General features: G+C 62.0%; 18 protein-coding genes. 4 read left to right on the top strand and 14 right to left on the bottom strand.

Annotation, left to right across the window (positions count from 1 at the left end; all coding sequences use genetic code 11):
• Nucleotides 1–74 precede the first annotated feature (74 nt).
• From gatA to MOP44_RS09820, 3 genes are all read right to left on the bottom strand, one after another.
• A complete protein-coding gene (gene gatA / locus MOP44_RS09830) occupies nt 75–1,529 on the bottom strand; it encodes an Asp-tRNA(Asn)/Glu-tRNA(Gln) amidotransferase subunit GatA (protein ID WP_260795864.1) in 1,455 nt (484 codons plus the stop codon).
• Nucleotides 1,530–1,569: 40 nt separating this feature from the next.
• Nucleotides 1,570–1,881, bottom strand: a complete 312-nt coding sequence (gene gatC, locus MOP44_RS09825; protein ID WP_260795863.1) for an Asp-tRNA(Asn)/Glu-tRNA(Gln) amidotransferase subunit GatC — start codon at nt 1,879–1,881, stop codon at nt 1,570–1,572.
• 125 nt (nt 1,882–2,006) lie between these two features.
• Entirely contained in the window at nt 2,007–7,166 is a 5,160-nt protein-coding gene (locus MOP44_RS09820; RefSeq protein ID WP_260795862.1) for a choice-of-anchor D domain-containing protein, read from the bottom strand.
• 499 nt (nt 7,167–7,665) lie between these two features.
• On the opposite strand from MOP44_RS09820, the gene MOP44_RS09815 reads away from it, so the two are divergent.
• A complete protein-coding gene (locus tag MOP44_RS09815; protein WP_260795861.1) occupies nt 7,666–8,001 on the top strand; it encodes a hypothetical protein in 336 nt (111 codons plus the stop codon).
• 15 nt (nt 8,002–8,016) lie between these two features.
• Here the strand turns inward: MOP44_RS09815 and MOP44_RS09810 are convergent, their stop codons facing one another.
• Nucleotides 8,017–9,420, bottom strand: a complete 1,404-nt coding sequence (locus MOP44_RS09810; protein ID WP_260795860.1) for a deoxyribodipyrimidine photo-lyase — start codon at nt 9,418–9,420, stop codon at nt 8,017–8,019.
• Nucleotides 9,421–9,486: 66 nt separating this feature from the next.
• On the opposite strand from MOP44_RS09810, the gene MOP44_RS09805 reads away from it, so the two are divergent.
• Both MOP44_RS09805 and MOP44_RS09800 read left to right on the top strand, forming a co-directional pair.
• Complete coding sequence (locus MOP44_RS09805; RefSeq protein ID WP_260795859.1) at nt 9,487–9,882, top strand: DUF302 domain-containing protein; 396 nt, start codon at nt 9,487–9,489, stop codon at nt 9,880–9,882.
• A gap of 472 nt (nt 9,883–10,354) precedes the next feature.
• Nucleotides 10,355–10,846: a hypothetical protein gene (locus tag MOP44_RS09800; protein WP_260795858.1), complete on the top strand. Its 492-nt coding sequence runs from the start codon at nt 10,355–10,357 to the stop codon at nt 10,844–10,846.
• Nucleotides 10,847–10,925: 79 nt separating this feature from the next.
• Here the strand turns inward: MOP44_RS09800 and MOP44_RS09795 are convergent, their stop codons facing one another.
• On the bottom strand, nt 10,926–11,423 hold the full coding sequence (locus tag MOP44_RS09795; protein ID WP_260795857.1) for a hypothetical protein: 498 nt from the start codon (nt 11,421–11,423) through the stop codon (nt 10,926–10,928).
• A gap of 253 nt (nt 11,424–11,676) precedes the next feature.
• Between MOP44_RS09795 and MOP44_RS09790 the strand changes: the two genes are divergently transcribed.
• Nucleotides 11,677–11,913, top strand: coding sequence for a hypothetical protein (locus MOP44_RS09790; RefSeq protein ID WP_260795856.1), 237 nt, complete (start codon nt 11,677–11,679; stop codon nt 11,911–11,913).
• A 96-nt stretch (nt 11,914–12,009) separates the two neighbouring features.
• On the opposite strand, the gene MOP44_RS09785 is transcribed toward MOP44_RS09790, so the two are convergent.
• From MOP44_RS09785 to MOP44_RS09745, 9 genes are read right to left on the bottom strand one after another with little or no spacing between them, the layout of a single operon-like run.
• Nucleotides 12,010–12,381 carry a cytochrome C oxidase subunit IV family protein gene (locus MOP44_RS09785; RefSeq protein WP_260795855.1) on the bottom strand — a complete coding sequence of 124 codons (372 nt, stop codon included), beginning with the start codon at nt 12,379–12,381 and terminating at the stop codon, nt 12,010–12,012.
• A 52-nt stretch (nt 12,382–12,433) separates the two neighbouring features.
• Nucleotides 12,434–13,186: a cytochrome c oxidase subunit 3 family protein gene (locus tag MOP44_RS09780; RefSeq protein ID WP_260795854.1), complete on the bottom strand. Its 753-nt coding sequence runs from the start codon at nt 13,184–13,186 to the stop codon at nt 12,434–12,436.
• Nucleotides 13,176–14,840: a cytochrome c oxidase subunit I gene (locus tag MOP44_RS09775; protein WP_260795853.1), complete on the bottom strand. Its 1,665-nt coding sequence runs from the start codon at nt 14,838–14,840 to the stop codon at nt 13,176–13,178. Before MOP44_RS09775 ends, MOP44_RS09780 begins: the two co-directional genes overlap by 11 nt.
• The gene (gene coxB / locus MOP44_RS09770; RefSeq protein WP_260795852.1) at nt 14,837–15,952 is read right to left on the bottom strand and encodes a cytochrome c oxidase subunit II; all 1,116 of its coding nucleotides are present in this window, start codon (nt 15,950–15,952) and stop codon (nt 14,837–14,839) included. Before coxB ends, MOP44_RS09775 begins: the two co-directional genes overlap by 4 nt.
• Before the next feature lie 4 nt (nt 15,953–15,956).
• The gene (locus tag MOP44_RS09765) at nt 15,957–16,895 is read right to left on the bottom strand and encodes an SCO family protein (RefSeq protein ID WP_260795851.1); all 939 of its coding nucleotides are present in this window, start codon (nt 16,893–16,895) and stop codon (nt 15,957–15,959) included.
• A 32-nt stretch (nt 16,896–16,927) separates the two neighbouring features.
• Complete coding sequence (locus tag MOP44_RS09760) at nt 16,928–17,584, bottom strand: hypothetical protein (protein WP_260795850.1); 657 nt, start codon at nt 17,582–17,584, stop codon at nt 16,928–16,930.
• Nucleotides 17,571–18,872, bottom strand: a complete 1,302-nt coding sequence (locus tag MOP44_RS09755) for a hypothetical protein (RefSeq protein ID WP_260795849.1) — start codon at nt 18,870–18,872, stop codon at nt 17,571–17,573. Before MOP44_RS09755 ends, MOP44_RS09760 begins: the two co-directional genes overlap by 14 nt.
• Before the next feature lie 24 nt (nt 18,873–18,896).
• Nucleotides 18,897–19,754 carry a c-type cytochrome gene (locus MOP44_RS09750; RefSeq protein ID WP_260795848.1) on the bottom strand — a complete coding sequence of 286 codons (858 nt, stop codon included), beginning with the start codon at nt 19,752–19,754 and terminating at the stop codon, nt 18,897–18,899.
• Nucleotides 19,754–20,296, bottom strand: a complete 543-nt coding sequence (locus MOP44_RS09745) for a DUF3341 domain-containing protein (protein ID WP_260795847.1) — start codon at nt 20,294–20,296, stop codon at nt 19,754–19,756. Before MOP44_RS09745 ends, MOP44_RS09750 begins: the two co-directional genes overlap by 1 nt.
• Between the last annotated feature and the right edge of the window lie 2 nt (nt 20,297–20,298).

Raw genomic sequence — 20,298 nt, 5'->3', positions numbered from 1 at the left:
TTGGGGGAACGAACCACTCAGCACTAGCCACGACTCACCTGACCACTTGATCACCTGACCACATGATCACCTGCCTACAACCCCGCCGCCTCAACTGCCCGCGCCACGCGGAACGCCATTCCTTCCTGCAAATGGCTAGACAGCACCTGCATGCCCACAGGCAGTCCCGCCGCAGTCGCGCCACACGGAACCGAAACTCCGCATATCCCCGCCAAACTTGCCGTCACCGTGTAGATATCCGCCAGGTACATCGACAGCGGATCGCCCGTCTTCTCGCCCAGCTTGAACGCCGGCATAGGCGACGTCGGCGTCACAATCGCATCCACCTCGGCAAACGCCCTCAGAAACTCCTCGGCCAGCAACCTGCGCACCTGTTGCGCCTTGCCGTAGTACGCGTCGTAGTAGCCCGCCGACAGCGCATAGGTCCCCAGCAGAATCCGCCGCTTCACCTCGGCGCCAAATCCCTCATCACGCGAGCTCCGGTACATCGCGCTCAGCGTCTCCGCCGTCTTCGACCGATGCCCATAGCGCACGCCATCAAACCGCGCCAGGTTCGCGCTCGCCTCCGCCGTCGCCACCAGGTAGTAAGTCGGAATCGCGTACTTGGTATGCGGCAGCGAGATCGGCTTGATCGTGCATCCGGCCGCGCGCAGCGCATCAATCCCCTTCTCGATCTGCGCCCGAACCTCCGGGTCCAGCCCTTCGGCAAAATACTCCGCCGGCACGCCTATCCTCAATCCCTCTGTGCCCTTGTCGCTCTCCGCCGCATAATCCGGAACCGGCTGCGGCGAGCTCGTCGCATCCATCTCGTCCTGCCCTGCAATCACGCCCAGCAGCGTTGCCGCATCACGTACATTCCCCGCAAACGGCCCAATGCGGTCCAGCGACGAAGCAAACGCAATCAGCCCGTAGCGCGACACCCGTCCCCACGTGGGCAGCACGCCCACCACGCCGCAAAAACTCGCCGGCTGCCGGATCGAACCGCCCGTGTCGGTCCCCAGCGTGGCCACAGCCATGTTCGCCGCCACCGCCGCCGCCGATCCGCCGCTCGACCCGCCCGGCACGCGCTCCGGATCCACCGGATTCCGCACCGGCCCATACGCCGAGTTCTCATTCGACGAGCCCATCGCGAACTCATCGCAATTAATCTTCCCCAGCAGAACCGCGCCGGCCTGCTCCAGCCTCGCCACCGCCGTGCAGTCGTAAGGCGGCTCATATCCCTCAAGAATCTTCGACCCCGCGGTCGCCGGAACGCCGCGCATCGTCAGCACATCCTTGATGCCCACCGGCACGCCCGCCAGCGCCGGCAGCGGATCGCCCTTCGCCGCCATCGCATCCACGCGCGCCGCCTGCTCCATGGCGCGTTCCTTCGACAGGCTGAGATACACGTTGAGCTGCGGATTCACCGCCGCAATACGGTCGTAATAAGTGGCAGCCATATCGGCGGCCTTTGTCGCACCCGACTCAATCCCGGCCCGCAACTCCGCCAGCGTCTTCGGCTTCTCCACAAATGTTTCAGCAGTCTTCATCAGGCGACTATTCCCTACTCCCTATTCCCTACTGCCTGCCTTATCTCTCAATCACCTTCGGCACCTTGAAAAATGCGCCATCGGTCTCCGGAGCCTGTTTCATCACCTCGCTGCGATCGAGCGACGGCCGCAGCTCATCCGTTCGCAGCGCACCCAGTCCGCCAGCGCCCTCCAGCTCCGTCACCTGCGCCAGCGGAACCACACCCGCCGTGTCGAGCTCATTGAGTTCAGCCACGTAGTCCAGAATCGCGTTCAGATCCCGAACCATGCCCGGCTTCTCCTCCGCCGCGAGTTCGAGATGCGCCAATTCCGCAACCCGCTCCACCTCTTCCACCGTGACTCTGGCGCTCATTCTGCGTCCGCTCCACTCGAAATTCTGAAGTGATCTCCGAACCTAAAGTATATCCGCAGCCCGCCTGTCCCTCGTGTCCCCCTTGTCCCTCGTGTCCCTGCTTTTCCGTTCCCTGTTCACTGCCTCTAATCCACCACCAGCGTCAGGTTCAACGTGTGCTGCACACCGTTCGACGTAATCCCCACCGACACAACATAGCTTCCCGGCGCAACGCTATGCGTAGTCGGCGGCGGTGGCGTGCCGCCTCCACCTCCACCCGACCCAGCACACCCCGCAATCGCCCCCACGCACACCATCAGCACAAGGGCCAGCCACGCCCCACGCCGCCTCCGCCACCCCAGCGGAACCAGCAGCAGGCCCACGCCAAACGAAACCGGCAGCGCCGCACTACGCCAGTCCCGCCGCTCCAACGCAGCCGAGCTCTGCGACGTTGTAATCTGCACCGTCTCGCTACCAGTCGAGCCCGCCATCACCGACAGGTTCGATGGATTAAACACGCACGCCGCATAATCCGGCAGCCCGCTGCACTGGAACGCAAACGTGCTCGTCTGGCCTCCGTTCGGCGTCAGCGTCAGCGTGTACGTCGCAGTCTGCCCGCTCGCCACCGTCTGGCTCGTCGAACCCGTTGCAGCCGAGCTGAAGTCGAATCCCACCCCCGATAGCTGCACGGTTGCGGGCGCGTCCAACCCGCTTGAGGCGATCGACAGCTCACCCGTCACGGCTCCTGGCGCCGCTGGCGAGAACACCACGTTCACCGCGCAATTCGCGCCCGCAGCCAGAGATGGGCTGCACGTCGTGCTCGCTACCGTGAAGCCTGCCGATGTCGTCAGCACAAAGTTGTCCAACGCTCCCGCGCCGATGTTGGTCAGCCTCACCGCAACCGGGCTGCTGCTCGTGCCCACCCCTGTCGTCGGAAACGCCACCTGCGCGGGCTGCATCTGAACAGCGCCATTCAGTCCCCCGATTCCGCTCAGCGCCACAGTTGCAGGAATGACCACCGAGGTTGATGTAATCGTCAGCGCGCCCGCCAGGCTGCCCTTCTGCGCCGGCGTGAACACCACACCTGTCGTGCAGCTCGCGCCGCTGGCCAGCGTAGTACCGCATGTGTTCTGCGTAAGACTGAACGGCCCCGTCGTCGCCAGGTTCAACCCCTCGGCCGCATCGTGCGCGTCGTTTGTAATCGTCACACTCTGCGCGGCGCTTGCCTGGCTCAACGCCGTCGCTGCAAACATCAACTGCGACGGCGATGCCTTCAGCCCCCCATCCGCTTGCCCATTGCCACTGAGCGGAACCTTCACGGGATTCACCTGCGCGCTCGATGAAGTCACCGTGAGCGTCGCACTCATCGTGCCCGTCGCCGTCGGCGTAAACGTCAGCTGGACCGTGCAGCTCTTGCCTTCGCCCAGCGTTGCTCCGCATGTCGTCGCGCCCGTCGCGAAGTTCGACGCCGACGTTCCCGAAATCTGGAACCCCACATCGCTCATCGGTGCGCCACCCGTGTTCGACACCGTCAGGGTCAGCGGTGCGCTCGTCGTGTTCACTAGCTGATTGCTGAACGTCAGGCTAGTCGGGCTCACCGCAATCGCCGGCGGAAGCAGCCCCGTTCCCGCAAGCGACACAGTCTGCGTCTTGAGTATGTCTCCCACGCTCAGCGTGCCGGTCTCCTTGCCTGCTGCCGTCGGAAGATACACCACGTTGATGGCGCACGAAGCATGCGCCGCCAGTTGCGTCGTACAGTTGTTGTTCTGCTGGAACGCCCCAGTCACTGAAACCGCAATACTGGTCAGCGGATTCCCTCCGCTGTTCGTAATCGTCACCGTCTGCGCGGCCGACGTCACGCCGATCACAGTCGCCGGAAACGTCAGCGACGACGCACTCAACGTATCCGTTGGCGGCGCGGTCCCGTTTCCTGAAAGCTTCACCGTCTGCGTTCCAGCCCCGTCCACCATCGTGAGCACGCCCGTGGCCGCCCCCGGCGATGCCGGCGCGAACTTCACCGTCATCTGGCAATCGGTGTTCGGCGCCAGCGACTCCGTGCCGCACCCATTGCTCCCCAGCACAAACGGCCCCGTCACCGTCACGCTCTTGATCGAGACCGAGGCCCCGCCCGCGTTCTCCGCCGTAACCTGCCGGGCTTCAGAAGTCGTTCCACTCTCCACGTCGCCAAAATCAATCGATGTCGGCTGCAGGCTCACCTGCGGCGGCGTCACGCCCGTGCCGGTCAGGTCGATCGCGATATTGCCGCCGCTGATGTTTCCCTGAACCGTGACCTTGCCCGTGCGGCTCCCCAGCCGCGTGGGCGAGAACGTCACCTGGATCGTGCACGACGCCTCGTAATCGACACTCTGCTGTGCGCAGTTATCGGTCTCCGCAAAATCTCCCGTCGTGCTGATCAGCGTCGGCACCAGCGCAATCGCGCTTGTATTCGTCAACGTAATCGTCTGCGCATCGCTCGTCGTTCCCTGCCCCTGGTCGGCGAACGTGAGCGACGTCGGCGAAACCGTCGCCGTGGTCATCTGCTGCCCGGCCGTCAGCAGCGGAATCTGCCAAGCGCCCCGCCCATACGTCCCCGCCACCAGTACATTGGGGCTGGCCGTCGTGGGCGACGCACTCAGCACCGTCACCGGCGCCTCCGGCAACCCAGCTCCCAGCGGGAACCAGCAGCTAACAAACAAATCGCCGCAAGTGGTCACCGTCCGCGTCGCATACACACCGCGATCCGTCGCGACATACACCGTGTTCGCGTCCACCGGATCCACAATCAGTCCGTTCACCGGCGCAAAGAGCAAATTCGACGTCACGTCCTTCCAGTGCGCCCCGCCGTCCACACTCCTGTACACCAGCTTCACCGGCTGCGGCCGATTCGGAATTCCTGCAATCGTCGCATACAGCGTGTTGCCCGTCGCATCGTGCGCATCGATCACCACGCTCGAAATATCCAGCCCAAAATGGTTGAACGGGAAGTTGTCGTTCGACACCGGGTTCCCGCTAAGGTCGCTCCATCCCGACCACGTGCCGTCTGCGCCCATCGTGGCCTTCAGCAGATGCCCGCCCAAATTCGCGCCGCCGTTCACGGTCCCATACGTCCCGGCGTAAACAATCTCGCCGCCGTCCTTCAGCGCCAGCGCAGCAACCGAGCGAATCAGCGCATTGCCCGCGCAATACGATCCGCTCGCGCCGCCACCCAGCATCGGAGTCACCGCGTTCGCCTGCGTCCACCCCCCGCTCGCCGGGCCGCGCCAGATCCTGCAAGTCGCCACCAGCAGTTGCGCCGCGTCCCCCGCATCCACCACGAACGGCGCCGGCGTCGTCATCGTCAGCCCATCGTTCCCCACGTCCGCGTTTCCCACCACCGCCACGTCGCCAAAAGCCTCCGGCGTACACGGGTCCTTGCTGTCGCAAAGATGAATCGAGACACCCGCCCCGTTGTTCACATACCACTTGTTCGCATCCGTCGGATCCACCGCTACCGGGCCGCCCTCCCCGCCCAGAATCTGCGGCCACTGGTCCGTCGGCCCCGCCGTGCCATTCACGCCGCCCTTCACGCCGGCAGTCCCGTTCACTCCCAGCCCCATCATCAGCGTGTAGGGCGAGTCGCCCACCTGCGATACGCTCTCCACCTCCGCCAGCGATCCAATCGCCCCATTCAAATTCTGAAAATGATCCGCATCGCTCGCTGAGCACACCGAGCCGCTCTCAGCCATTCCGTCTTCCGAGCGCCAGAGTCCGCTGTCGTTCCCGATGAACATCTCCAGCGGATTCGCCGCGTCCCACTCGATCGCATGCTGATACTCGCCCACCTGCGCGCTCATGCATGTGGTGGAGTTGGTCACGTTCCTCCACTTGCATCCCGCCGCCAGGCTGCACTTCCACCAGTCGTTCGCGCCCGTCAGCAGAACGGTGTCTTTGTCAGCCGGAACCGCCGCCAGCGCCAGGTTATAGTCGCCATTCCGGATCGTCCGCGCTCCCTGCAGCGTACTGGTTTCCAGCGCCGACATATTCACCTGCGTCGCAAACTTGATCTCCGCATTGCCGCACGTCTTCCCGCTGGCATTGCAGGAGTCCTGCCAAAGCCCCACGTCCTGGTTGTTCTCGTCCACCGTCCACGCAAAGGTGTCGCCCGTCAGCGGATTCACCGCCAGCGCTCCGCGAAAAATCGGGCACGCCGGTGACCCCGCAAGGCCCGTATTCGCCGGACACAGCGCCGTCGTAAGCCCGCTCCCCGGCTGCGCCGCCATCCGTGTCCACGTCACACCGTCCGGCGACGAATAGTACCCGTGGAATCGCACCGCTGCGATGAACAACCCGCGCTGCGCGTTCCACACCACCGCCGTCGCCGCGTTGCCCTCCGTGCCCGGAAACACATCGGCCGGCCCCTGCACATTCTGCCCGTCCCCATCCGTGATCTCCGCGAAATGCCAGGTCGCCCCCGCGTCCGTCGAGTAGTACAGCCCCGCGCAGCTAAAACCCGCCACACCGGCATTCACCAGCGAGCTCTCATACGACTGCGATACCGCCGCCACCACCACCTGCGCATCCGCCGTACTCCACGCAAACCCGGCAAACCCCTCGCCGAGAAAGAGGTGTTCGCTCGCCGCCTGCCCCGTCGCCTTATCTGTCGTCCCTGGGATCAGCGCCCACGTCTTCCCGCCATCCGCCGACCGAAGCAATCCAGCTCCGTAATACGAGTCCAGCGCATCATTGGGATCGCCCGTACCCGCCAGCACCACACCCGTCCCGCCCGGCTGCACCGTCAACGCCCCAATGCTGATGGAGGCAAACCGCCCCGACGTCATCGCCGGCACCAGGTCCGTCAGCGCCGTGAACCGAACCTTCGTCGCGTCCCCCGTCGCCGCGTTCGTGCTCAGCCACACGCCTCCGCCCGTCGTTCCCGCATAGAGCGTGTTCCCCGTCGTGTCTGAGGGATCCAGCGCCAACGTCGACACCCGCCCCGTCACCAGCCCGAAATACGGCGTGATCACCGCCTTCGGCCCCAGCGGCTCCCACTGCCCCATCCCTGCCGCCGGCGCATCCAGCGCGCTCAGCGAAGAAGAACGCGCCTGGATCCGGCCGCCTGCACCACCACGCGCCGCCATAAACCGCCGCGCCTGCAACACCCGCGGAGGAACCGGCCCCGCCGCCCGCTGCTGCGCCGGCAAAGCGCACACGCCGGCCGCAGCCAGCACCAGCACCAGCCCCCAAAAATATGTTGTGCGATTGGAAAAACGAGCCCGGGAGCTGCTGCCCCCCATCGCCCCAAAGACCTTCAGTTGTCCTGCACCCATGGCCAAATCATCCGGAATCCGGTTCCGGCCCCCAGAGCGCAATATTCCGGCGCGGTGGACGAATAGCCCCAAAAATTAGAGCCTTCTAAGTTTGCGGATTCCCGGAGTGAAAAATCGGCCCATTTTAGGACAAAGAAAACACCGCCTCCTGTGACGGCCAGTACACCTGTGAGCTACCTCACATGCCTCCTCTCCCCAACAGGTTGTCATCCGGCTGTACAATTCGCCTTAATCAAAGGTCCGGATTTGGTTTCGTATGATTTGGCGGCTCTTGTTCTCGTGCGTTTTCGCGGCCGCGTATCTCTTTTGGATATGGCGCGGCCACAAAGCATATAGCCGCATCGGGACCTTGTTATGCCTTGTCGGCTCGATTGGAGTCTGTATCGATCTGGCTTGCGATTTCGTCAGGACTCTCCCGGCTCGCGCACCTTTACGCACCGTCTCCGGGCTTGCAACGAATAGAACCTCAGGCCTGTTTTACCGGTCGCATTCAGATTTCATGCTGATTGAAGCTGGAACCGGCCACCGTATTCTCTTTACCACGGTCATCGATGGCCCATGGCCTGAGCAACCGGTGCGCGCTACCTATGTGGATGACGGCCGGTTTATGCCCAGTGTTGTCCGAATCGAGATCTTGAGCAGCGTGCAATACCCTTCGTACGTTGCGAGCGGCCATGTCGGCTGGACCGGGGTTGCTGAAGCGAAGCGAAGACCCTCAATGTATGTGAGCTTTCTGGGATTCATCTTCATCTTGGCAGGTGCCCTTGCTCCAGCCCACAAGGCGCCTTGTCCAGAACAGCTCGGGGGAGTGGCCACGGAGGGATCCGGCGAGTGATCCCCGGCTCGTCAGTCACCCACCCGCGTTCTGTCGCACGTACGCAGCCGAATCAAACTTCTTCCCCGTCGACGCACCCGACATATACCGCACCGTCCCGAAGATCGGCCGGTCGAACCACGGCCGGTCGTGCTTCCCAACCATCGCCCACGCAATCCCCGCGTACCCATTTGGATCGCGCCCGTCCAGTTCGTATTTGTCGTTCAGCACCACCGCCCAGTCAAACGCCGTCGCCGGGTTCGGCGTCCACTCCAGAATCTTCTTCGCCCAGTACATCCGCATGTAGTTATGCATCCAGCCGTGCCGAACCATCTCCATCTGCGCCGCATTCCACAACTCGTCATAGGTGTGCCCCTGCTCCAGCTTCGCCAGCGAATACCTCCGCGGACGCAGGTCGCCCGCATGCTCCTCCAGCGTCCGCCGCGCCCACGGCTCCGCACATTCCCAACTGTCATAGTGCTCGTTGTGCCGCACAAACAGGACCGACAGCTCCCGCCACCCGATCATCTCGTTCAGATAGCTGTCCGCCGCGCTCTTCCTCGCCTTACCCTGCTCCACCGCCCGCTTCACCTCGAGCGCGATCCGCACCGGCGAAATATTTCCAAAATGCAGATACGGCGACAGCCGGCTCGTCCCCTTCACCTCCGGCTTGTTGCGCGTCTTCTCGTACTCCGCAAGTTCCCCATCCACAAACTGCCGCAGCCGCTTCATCGCTGCATGGGCGCCACCCGTAAAGCTCTCCACCGGCCCCACCGAGCGGTCCAGCTTCGCGAACCCTTCGGTGATGTCTCGCTCCACCGGCCAGCTATCGACCTTCTGTTTCCACGCCGAAGCCGGCCTCAGATTCCCCGGCTCCACCAGGAACCCCGGCAGCTCGCGCTCCAGGTGCGGCCGAAAATGATGCAGCAGAAAATACGTCCGCCCAAACACCTTTGACGGAACCACCACGTCCGCATCCACCGTCCAGTAAGGAATCCGAAGCTTTTTAGCCAGCGCCTGCCGCCACCGCTCTGGCTCGCGCAGTGGATTCTCATCCCCCACCACCATCGCTGCCCGCACTTCCTCCAGAAGCTTCTCCAGCCGATTCCCCGGCGCCCGCCGCAGTACGAACCCCACCCCGCGCTCCGCCGCGTCCGCCGCCGCATCCCGCAGCCCCTGCTGCATGAAGTGGTAGTGCCGCAGATTCGCATGCGGATAATTCGGAATCACCGAGAAGTACACCACCACCGGCAGCCCAAGATGGTTCCCCGCCGCAATCGCCGCATCCAGCGCGGGATTGTCCCAGATCCGCATCGCCCGCTGCATCCAGTAGACGACGCACTCTCCATTCCGCCGCGGCGCACCGCCGCGCCTCACCGTCACCCGCGGCTGCTCTGACAGCCGCGCAATCTCCTCGGGCACTGCCTCATTCCCACGCAATCAGAAACTCTCCGCATCGACACAGGATGCGCCGCATCCCATCGGTATCTCAATCAGGGGAATCAGATGCCGCAAACCTCTTCGAATGGAATTTCCTCCATACCCAGCGCCCACACTGCACCCGAAACCGTAGCCCGCCTCCGCGCCGCCCTCGAAGCCAAAGGCATCACCCTCTTCGCCGTCATCGACCACAGCGGAGAAGCCGCCAAAGCCGGCTTGCCCATGCCCGATACCAAGCTGCTCATCTTCGGCAACCCCGCCGCTGGCACGCCGCTCATGCTCTCCGCGCCCAGCACCGCCCTCGACCTCCCACTCAAAATCCTCGTAGCCGAAAACCAGTCCGGCCGCGTCACCATCTCCTGGAACGACCCCGCTTGGCTCCAAACCCGTCATGCCTTCGATGCCGCCCTCCTCCCCAACATCGCAGCAGTAGAAAAACTAGCCACCGCCGCCGCCTCCTGACCCTCACCACCACTGCGAAATCTCAATAGCTTCGTCATCACCACACTTCGACACCACCACGAATTTGTCATTCTGAGCCGAAGGCGAAGAACCTCCTGAGCGAAGCGAAGGATCTGCAGTTTGCACTTGCTTTTCTTTCTGTCATTCCCGCGAGGGAATCTGCTTTTAACGCCGTTCGCCCCCGCCGGGAGATCCCCGTGCCCCATCCTGTCGACTTTTTTCTGTCGACAGGTTGGGAAAGCGGACGTCGATCCAGCCAGATCTAATTCTCCCCCGCGCACAGCCCCAACCGATTCCGCCTCAGCCTTGCGTTTTCGCCCGTCGCACAATCCCGCAGCGAGGCTGCCACGGCATGAAATCAAATCCTGCTGACCCCACATCGGCGCTGAAGGCGCAGTGGCCGCACCGCAGGTGCCACCCACCGAACAATCCCCCGCCGCTGCGACAATGTCAAAGCAAATCCCGCCCCGCCATGAACGTTCATCGCGGCACGAATGGCGGCGAAGCCGCAGTCAGCCGCACCGCAGGTGCCGCCGAAGGCGCAGTGGCCGCACCGCAGGTGCTATCCTTCACCCCAATGGAGATCCCCGCCGGCCCCTCGCAACCCGTGCAGCTGCGCATCGCCCTCGACCGCGCCGAGATCCAGGCCGACGCCTCCGCCGTGCGCCGCACAGCTCACTTCACCGACGGCTCCATCCGCACCCTCGCCATCCACTGGGACAAGGTCAATCGAATCGTCGCCTTCCGCCGCGACGTCCTCACCGCCCCGGTCGCCTCCGTCGCCATCTCCGACCCCCACAACATCGTCGTCCTCGACGAGCAGATGCACGGCTGGCCCGCCCTGGTCGAAGCCCTCCCCAACCGGATAGCCCTCGCGCCCACCTACCCCGAATGGCTCACCCAGGCCAACTCCCACGACCCGCAGTCCAGCCACTGGACCATCCTCTTTCGCGCGCAGCCCTGAGCCCCTCACAAGCACGGTCCCACCAAATCAAAAGGCCGCCCGCGGCGGCCCTCCTAAACCCTAAGCCCTGTTTTTCTGGCTAATTCTGCACCGGCGGTTCCGACCAAAGCTTTTCCAGCCGAATCGCCTCTGCATTGGCCGGCACACCCCGCGCAAACCGCAGCTCGCCTGTCTTCGCCGAAGTCAGCGTCATCGTCCACTCAATCACGTCGTCGCCATCCTTCTCCGACACGTGCAGGACGCCGTCCTCCATCGCGGCATGCAGCGTGGACGCCGGCCCATTATTCGCCGTCGCATTTGTGAGCTTGCCGTTATCGTCCATCTCGATCGAGACACCCGTAAGCGATCCGCTCAACTCTGTACCCTGCTTTTGGATCGTCAACGTGGCGAACGCCTTTCCCTGGAACATCAGGTGCCAACTCCCAACGTAGTCAGCTTCCGAGTAGCTAGCCTGGGCGTGAGCCAGTCCAGCGCCCGCACCCGCGAGCAATCCCGCCATTACAGCGAGGGCCGCCCCTGCCTTCACCTTCCGCAGCAATTTAGGAACCATGAACATCGTCCCGGCATCCTTCTTCAAAGAAATGATCGGATTACGCACGCCCCAACGCTCGCCTGCTTCCCTCGAGCCCATCACCCTGGCTGACCATTGGACTATCAAACATCAAAAAAGACCACCCCTGACGTCAGACCACCCTTTGCAACTTTGTAACTGTGTAACTTTGTCACTCTGTCCCTTTGTCCCCCCGTCCCCTGCTTTTCTGTTCCCTGTTGCCTGTTCTCCGCCTCTCCCAGGCCACCCCAACCCCGCCCCCGCCATCCAAGGCGGCATCATGGCGCGCGCCTACACGCAATCCTGGTCTCCCCGCTCACTCGATGCTTTCGTTCTATTCGCCGCCCACTCGGCCCAGCAGGCCCGCGACGCCATCCGCGAGCTTGAATCGACCCTGACCCAGACCCGCGACCGTGTTGAGCAGTCTAGACGGAAACTCGCCGCCAGCGACCTCCTCATCGACGACCTGTCCAACCTCATCTGCCAGAGCTCTCCCCAGCAACCTCGCCACCCCTGAACCGGCCCATCGGCCCCACCTCGCGCCCAAAGCAAAAGGCCGCCACGCGGCGGCCTTTCGTCTATTCCCTACTCCCTATTCCCTAGTCCCTGCCTTTTACCACCGTCCCCAAGCCCGCGTGGCATAGTCCGCCAGCGTAAGCGCGATCAGGACGGCGAATGTAAACAGCCCTGAGAACACCGTCAGCTTGGTCAACTTCGAGCTGTACTTCACATGCATGAAGAACAGCACCACGAGCGACGCCTTGAAGCAGGCAATAGCCAGCGCCACCACGGGGTTAAACACGCCCATGTCGACGAACGATGCCCACACCGTCACGCCCGTCAACACCAGCAGCGAGGCTCCGATGATGATGTAGATCCGCGGCGGAACAATGTGGTTCAGCGAGTCGTGTACGTCCTGCTCGCCCGGATCGTGATCGTGGCCGGTATGGTCATGGTGCTGGTTCTGATCGTGTTCTTTGCTCATGCGCGTCCTCTGTTCCTAATCACTATTGCCTGTTCCCTATTCCCTGCTTTTGTCACGAGTGTCTGCTGATCAAATACAGCAGCGGGAACAGGAAGATCCAGATGATGTCGACAAAGTGCCAGTACAGGCCAAAATTGTGGACGAATGTCACATGTCCCGTCGTGTATGCCCCCTGCTGCGCCCGGAAGATCAAATACCCCAGCAGAGAGATACCGATAATCATGTGCAGCGCGTGCATACCCGTCATCGCAAAGTAGAGTGAGAAATAGAGCTCCGTGTGCCGCGCCATATCCACACCCAGCGGCTTGTCATCGGGATACTCCTTGTGCACTTCCGCATCCGACGCCGGATTGGTGAACGACTGCAGGCTGTAGTGGAACCCAGGTACGTGGTGCTTCTCCCACTTCTCGCTGTACTCGATGTACTTGATGCCAAGGAACACCAGGCCCAGCACGAAGGTCAGAACCAGGCACAGAACCAGCGCGCTCTTCTTCCGCATTTCCGCGCACCACACGCCCATGGCCATGGTGAACGACGACGTGATCAGCACGCCCGTGTTCAGCGTACCCCAGAAAATATTGAGCTGGTGCGACGCTTCCACAAAGGCCGGGTAGTACCAGTTGCGGAAGATCAGGTAGGAGCAGAACAAGCCTCCGAAGAACATGATTTCCGTCAGCAGGAACAGCCACATGGCGAAGCTGGTGGTATCCACCTGCTGCTCCATGCTGGCGAAATGGTGCCGCTGATACGGCGGGTGCTCGTGCGCCGTGTGAGCGCCTTGGACCGTCACAGTGCTATCCGACACTGCTTACCTCTTTCTCTTTTTTCTCGAGCCACTCGTAGTCGTACGCGTCATGATCCACAACCGGAATCTCGGTAAAGTTCTCCGTCAGCGGCGGCGACTGGATCTGCCACTCGAGACCCGTTGCCTGCCACGGATTATCGCCGGCAATCTCGCCATACTTGAGCGACCACGTCAGATACAGGATCGGAAGCAGATACCCAATTCCAAGAATCGATGCGCCCGCCGTCGAGAACACGTTCAGCACCTGGAACTCCGCCGGATATGCCGCATACCGCCGCGGCATGCCCAGCGTTCCCAAAAGGAACTGCGGGAAGAATGTGAAGTTGAACCCGATGAACGTAATCAGCGCAGCCAGCTGAGAAATCTTCTCGGGATACATCCTGCCCGTCCACTTCGGCCACCAGAAATGGATGCCCGAAAGGAACGCCATCAGCATGCCGCCCACCATCACAAAGTGGAAGTGCGCCACGATGAAGTACGTCTCGGTCAGATGAATATCGGTTCCCGTCGAAGCCAGGAACACGCCCGTCAATCCGCCGATCGTGAACAGCCCCATGAACCCGAACGAGTACAGCATCGGCGTCTCAAACGTGATCGAGCCCTTATACAGCGTGAACGACCAGTTGAAGATCTTGATCGCCGAAGGCACCGCCACCAGCATCGTCAGCAGGCTGAACACCAGCGTCGAGTAGTTCGACACGCCCATGATGAACATGTGGTGTTCCCAGACGAAGAATGCGAACACCGCGATCGCCACCGAGCTGAACGCCACCGCCGTGTAGCCGAACACCCGCTTGCGTGCGAACGTCGACACCACTTCGCTGATTACGCCCATGCCCGGCAGAATCATGATGTACACGGCCGGATGCGAGTAGAACCAGAACAAGTGCTGGAACAGGATCGGGTCGCCGCCCTTTGACGGATCGAACACGCCGATGCCGAATCCGCGCTCCAGAACCACCAGCACCAGCGTGATCGCCAGAACCGGCGTGCCCAGCACCATCAGGATCGAAGCCGCATAGTTCGACCACACAAACAGCGGCAGCCGGAACCATGTCATGCCCGGCGCGCGCATCTTGTGGATCGTCACGATGAAGTTCAGCCCCGTGAACACCGAGCTGAATCCCGCCACGAAGATCGCCAGCCCCGTCGTGATCACATTCGTGTTCACGTAGTGTGTCGACAACGGCACCGTGAACGTCCAGCCCGTATCCACGCCGCCCGTGATCATCGAGTACAGAACCATCACGCCGGCGATCATGTACAGATACCAGCTCAGCAGGTTCACCTTCGGCAGCGCCAGGTCTTTCGCCCCAATCATGATCGGGATCAGGAAGTTCCCCAGCGTCGCCGGTACTGATGGCACCAGGAACAGGAACACCATGATGATGCCGTGCATCGAGAACACCTTGTTATAGGTGTCCGCCGCCATCAGGTCGCTCTGCGGTGTCAGCAGTTCCAGTCGGATCAGGCCTGCCAGCGTGCCCCCGATCGCGAAGAAGAACGTAATCGAGATCAGGTAGAGCGTTGCAATCCGCTTGTGATCGCTCGTCAACAGCCAGCTCAGAAGTCCGTTCTCTTTGGAGAGAAAGTTAACCTTCGGAATCCTGGCCGTCGCCTGGTCGGGAAGTCGAACGATTGTATCGGTGCTCATTGTTTAACAACCCCCTGGCCGGAAGTTCCCTTTCCGGCTGACGCGCCCTGCTTCGCTCCGCCGGATTGCTGGCCCGCCGGCGTTGCCTTGCCTTCGCCTTCCGGCAGCAAGGTGCTTGTGTTCAGCGTCTGTTCAACGCGGTAATTCGTGTTCAACGACTTGATATATTCCACCAGCGAGATCACGCCATCCTCACTGATCTGTCCCTGGTACGTCGGCATAATCGGCGCAAATCCCTGCGTCACGTGATCTGAAGGATTCAGAATTGCGTCGCGCAGATAAGCCTCATCCGCAAGCTGCGTTCCGCCGTTTGCCAGCGTCAGGTGCGATCCGTACACGCCCGCCAGGCTTGGGCCCCTCGAGTTCGCCTGACCGTTGTGGCACGCATTGCAGCTCAGGCTCGCGAACAACCGTTCCCCGTTCTGCGCCAGGCTCGCGCCGCTGGTCGACTCCGCCAGCCACTTCTTGTAGTCGTCCGGCGTGAGCACTACGATGTCGCCCACCATCGCCGAGTGGTTCGTACCGCAATACTGCGTGCAAAACAGGTGATACGTTCCCGGCGTCGTCGCCTCAAACCACACATTGGTGTAGCGCCCCGGAATCGCCTCGCGCTTCACGCGAAACGCCGGAATCGAGAAGCTGTGAAACACATCCTGCGAAATCAGCGTGAGCTGGATTGCCCTGCCCGTCGGAATGTGCAGCGAATTGATCTCGTGCTGGCCGCCCGGATGCTCCGCCTTCCACATCCACTGCTTGCCCACCACGTAGATGTTCATCGCGTTCGCCGGCGGCGTGTAAATGCGGAAGTAAATCAATGAGCCCCACACGAACATGATCAGGAACAGGCCGAGCGGAATGATCGTCCACGTCGCTTCAAGCAGCGTCGAGCCTTCGATCTGCACCGCTACCGGGTGGCGCTTCTTGCTGTACATGATCGAGAAGCTGACCAGCAGCAGGACCACGATCGTGAGTCCCACCAGGCTGACCAGCACCATGAAGAAGTACAGCGCGTCCATCTGCGGCGCGATCTTCGACGCCTCCGGCGGAAACAGCGCGAAGTCCGTCATCCATTTGACGAGGAATTGCCAAAGTACGTGGCTGATGTGATCCATTCCGTTATCCGTTCACCTTGCTGCCTGAATCGTTGCCTGAATCCTGTTTTTCTGTGACTTCGTGTTCCAGCCGGTAATCACGGCGGAACATCAGGAACATGAATCCGCCCAGGGAAACCATCGTTACCAGGCCGCCCAGCTGCACCACGCGGGCCACAATCAGCGAGTGCTTGTTCGTCCCCGGATCGTAGTGATAGCAGTAGGTCAGAATGTTGTCGACCGGCGATCCAATCTTCCCGTGCGACGACTCAACCAGCCCCAGCCGCAAATCCTTCGGCGAATACTCCACGCCCATGTAGTACTGCGCCAGCTTGCCCTCGGGCGTCACCAGCTGAATCGCGCTGGCATGCGCAAACTGCGTCAGCTTTCCATCAGGCCCTGGAATCTTCGTGTACCCAAACCCCACGGCCTTCGTCAGCGCATCGATGTTCGGCTGCGTCCCCGTCAGGAAGTGCCATCCATCCGCGGTCTGCGGCTTGCCGTAGCGCTTCACGTAGCTGCGCTTCTTCGCGGCCGCCAGGTCGGTGCCTTCGCTCGGATCGATGCTCACCACTACGATGTTGAAGTCCCTTCCCGGAACCTCGTCCACCATCAGGAGCGCGCTCACCAGCCCATTCAGCTCTTCGCTGCACAGCATCGGGCACTGGTAGTACACCAGCGCCAGAATCGCCGGCTTCTTCCCGAAGTAACCGCCGAGCTCGACCTGCTTGCCCGCGTCATCCGTGAAAGTCGTATTCAACGGCAACTGCTGGTCGAGATGCTGCGAAATTCCCACCTTGTCCAGAATCCGCGACTTCTCGTTCGCCGGCCCCGCCTGCTTGTCGCCATACCCCGACACCTGCGCCATCGCAGGCGCCATCGCACCAGCGACCAACACAATCGCGGCGGCAGCGCTAAGCGCCCCCGTCAGCAACCTCTTCCGGATTGTGCCCACATTCTGCATTTCCTACTCCCTACTCCCTATTCCCTGCTTTACTACTTCGCGCTCGGCGGCCGCTCCGCGTGCCCACCCTCGCCGCGCTCCTGCTCCAGCTCATAAGCGGTCCGCGCAAATCCCGAAGTCAGCGGCGCATGAACCGTTGGCTTCTGATCGCCCGCCATCAGCGTCTCGTTCTCCGCTGGTGCCACCGGCAATCCGCGCTGCGCAATCAACTCCATCGCGCGCTCAATCGGAATCCGTACCTTCCCCGCCTGCCCGTCGATTCGCGTGTAGTGATCGAGCAACAGATCCTCGCGCGCATGCAGGTCGCTCACATCCTGGTTGCCGTCGTCCGTCTGCACGCGCGGCGTGGGAAACTCCTTCGTCAGCTCCGCCACCTTGTTCTGCAGCGCCGGGCTCGACGGCAGATTCCCAAGCTCACGAATTTGCTTGTCCTCGTCCCTGGTCCACTTCGTGTTCGGATACGTCGCCTTGTCTTCGTGCAGCATCGCTACGTTGATGCCCTTGCCGATCAGCCAGCAGAGCGCACCCGTCACCGCGACAAAGATGCCCAGTGCGGTGAGGAACACCACGATGCCCGTGACGCGAACGTCCGACCGCTCGTATCCATGCGATGCGTCGATCTTCCCGGAGCCGTGCGGCGGCAGGCTATCACCGTGCGACGGCAGTTTGTTGTCTTCATGCAGTGGCATGTTCGGGCTCCAGAATCTCCGCCAGGTGCGGATCGTTAACTTGCACCAGCGGCCGCGTCTTAAGTTTCGCGAAGTAGTACCACATCCAGAACGAAATCATCGCCGCCGGCACCGCGATGTACTCGAGAATTCCCCAGCTGAAGTGCAGGTTCCGCGCCGCATCCCGGAAGTTCGGCTCGATCAGCCAGAACATGTCCCAGCACCGCGCAAAAATCATGAACTGGCACAACCGCACCAGGCGCTTCTTGTTGCGCTTGATGTCGCGGCTCAGCAGCATGCTGAACGGAATCACCCAGTGGAAGATGAAGTCCAGCGTGATGATGATGCCCCAATCTCCGCGAATACGATCCAGATACCAGTTGATCTCTTCCGGCAGGTTGCCCGACCAGATAATCAGGAACTGTCCGAATGCGAGGTAGATGTTCAGCATGACGAATGCGAACGTCATCTTGCCCAGGTCGTGCTGCTCCACCGGCCGCAGAATCGTCGCATACGGCTCGCTCTCCGAGAGCTTGACCGACGTGATAATCGACAGCGCCAGTACCGAGTAGCCCTGTCCCACCAGGAAGAGCAATCCATAAATCGACGAGTACCAGGTCACATCCAGCGACATCACCCAGTAGATTGCCGCCGCCGTCATCGTCAGCGAGTACACCACGATGCCCGGTCCGCTGATGTTCTCCAGCTTCTTGATCCAGTACGGCGTGTTCGCAATCGTGTCGCGGTCGCGCTTCAGGCTCAGGCCGTTCAGCCGCCACGTGTAGTAGCCCCAGATCAGGAAGCAGATCACGCTGACCACAACCATCGTCGTCGGGTTCAGCATCGGGTGCTTCCACTGGATCGCGTGGTCGATCACCTCAACCTGGTCCTTGTTGATCTGCCCCAGGCTGAATGCCTTGTCGACCAGCCCGTGATTCGCCCACATGAACAGTCGGCCCTGGAATATCGCGATCGGCACGAAGAACACAAACACCAACGGCAGCGTGCGGCTCATCGCCTCCAGCGGCCTCCGCAGCAGCAGGCCCCACTTGCCGCCCGAGCAGTACTGCACCATCAGCAGCGCCAGCCCGCCCACGCAGAATCCGAAGGTGATCATCAGGCCCAGGTCCCATGCACGCAGCACGTGATCCCACCCGAGTTGATCCTGCGCCTGTCCCAGAAATCCCAGGATGACCGCAACGATAGAGAAGACAACACCAATAATGAGAGCGCGCGTCTGCCATGCGCTCACCATCGGTGGCGCGTTCAGATCTGCCGGCAGCGTCTTGGCGTGAGATGTATGAGCCATTCCAGTTCCTTCTGATTCCGTTCCTTACTTCTTGCCTGCGGCGCCCTTGTTGATCTGCACCGGATCCGCCGTGTTGGCCGGGCCCATCGCCGGAGTGCCTTCCTTCTGCGCCGGCGCCTGGTTCGCATAAACTGCTGTCCCTGGCAGATTCCACGCCTGCGCGAACGAGTCCGGTAGCTTCTCCTGCGCCGCCACGTCCTTCAGGCTCTCCACCTGCGTGCCCGCGGGCACATCGCTCTGGTTCGCCGCCTGGCTCAGTTGCAGTGCGCGGATATACGCTGCCACTGCCCACCGGTCTGCCGGCGTCAACTGCGCCGAGTAGTCCGGCATCGCGCCATACCCATGCGTCATCACGTAGAAGTAGTGCGACAGAGGCTGCGCCGTACGCACCTGGTCGTGCAGATTCGCCGCCGGCTTGTAGCCACGCTGCACAATCTCGCCCAGCCCGTTGCCCACGCGCGAGTGGCAAGGCGTGCAGTAGATGTTGAATCGCTCTTCGCCGCGATGCAAAACGTCCAGCGTCACCGGGAAGGGCAACTGATCCTTCTCTTCGCGATAGCCGTTCGCGCCCTGCACCACGCCGGTGTAGTAGTAGCTGGTCTCGTCCAGTTGTCCGCGTGCCACCGTGTTCACCACCTGCGGCCGCGCGCCGCGTCCATCGGCAAACATCTCCGACCCGCGCTGCGGAATCATCTTCGGCTGGTTATGCATATCCTGCCGGCACCCAGCCATCAACAACAGCGCCGAAGCACCCAGCAGCATCGCTACCTTGCCCGTCAGTGGAGAGCCTGTGGAGCGAACGGAGCCAAGGAACCTGATCACTGACCGCGGGCCACTGATCACTCCCTGTTCCCTGTTCCCTGTTGCCTGTTCCCTGCTCATTAGTACTCCACCTCCACAACCGAAAGCGGCTGCATCCCTTCCAGGTACTTCTTCGTTTCCAGCAGGTCGAACTTCGGATCTAGCGCTTCCAGGCACAGGAAAAACTTGTCGTCGCTCGCGCCATTGCGGAAGTTCGGCGCATTGAACACCGGGTGATAGAGCGACGGCAGTCCATTCAGCGCCAGCATTCCAAACGCAGCAGACAAGCCCGCCCACAAAATCGTCCACTCATACGCCGGCACAACAAACGCCGGCCACGAGTACAGCGGACGGCCCGCGATGTTCAACGGATACGCCAGCGTATTGATCCACACTTCCAGCAGGAACATCGCCGTAAGGCCCATCAGGCCGCCGATCAGCGTCACGAGCGGAACCTTGTTCCTGTGAAACCCGATTGCGTCCGCCGCCTCTTCCACTGGATAAGGCGTATAGCAGTCCATCCGTCGCCACCCGTCGTGCCGCGCCTTTTGCGTCGCCCTCACCAGGTCGCTCGGATTGTCGAATTCGGCCAGCAGGCCGTACGTCCCTTCACGAGGAGGCATGC

This window comes from Occallatibacter riparius, assembly GCF_025264625.1.
In the GTDB taxonomy this organism is placed as follows: Bacteria; Acidobacteriota; Terriglobia; order Terriglobales; family Acidobacteriaceae; genus Telmatobacter; species Telmatobacter riparius.
Note: the sequence above shows the minus strand (reverse complement) of the source record. Positions and strands in the feature narration are given on the sequence as shown.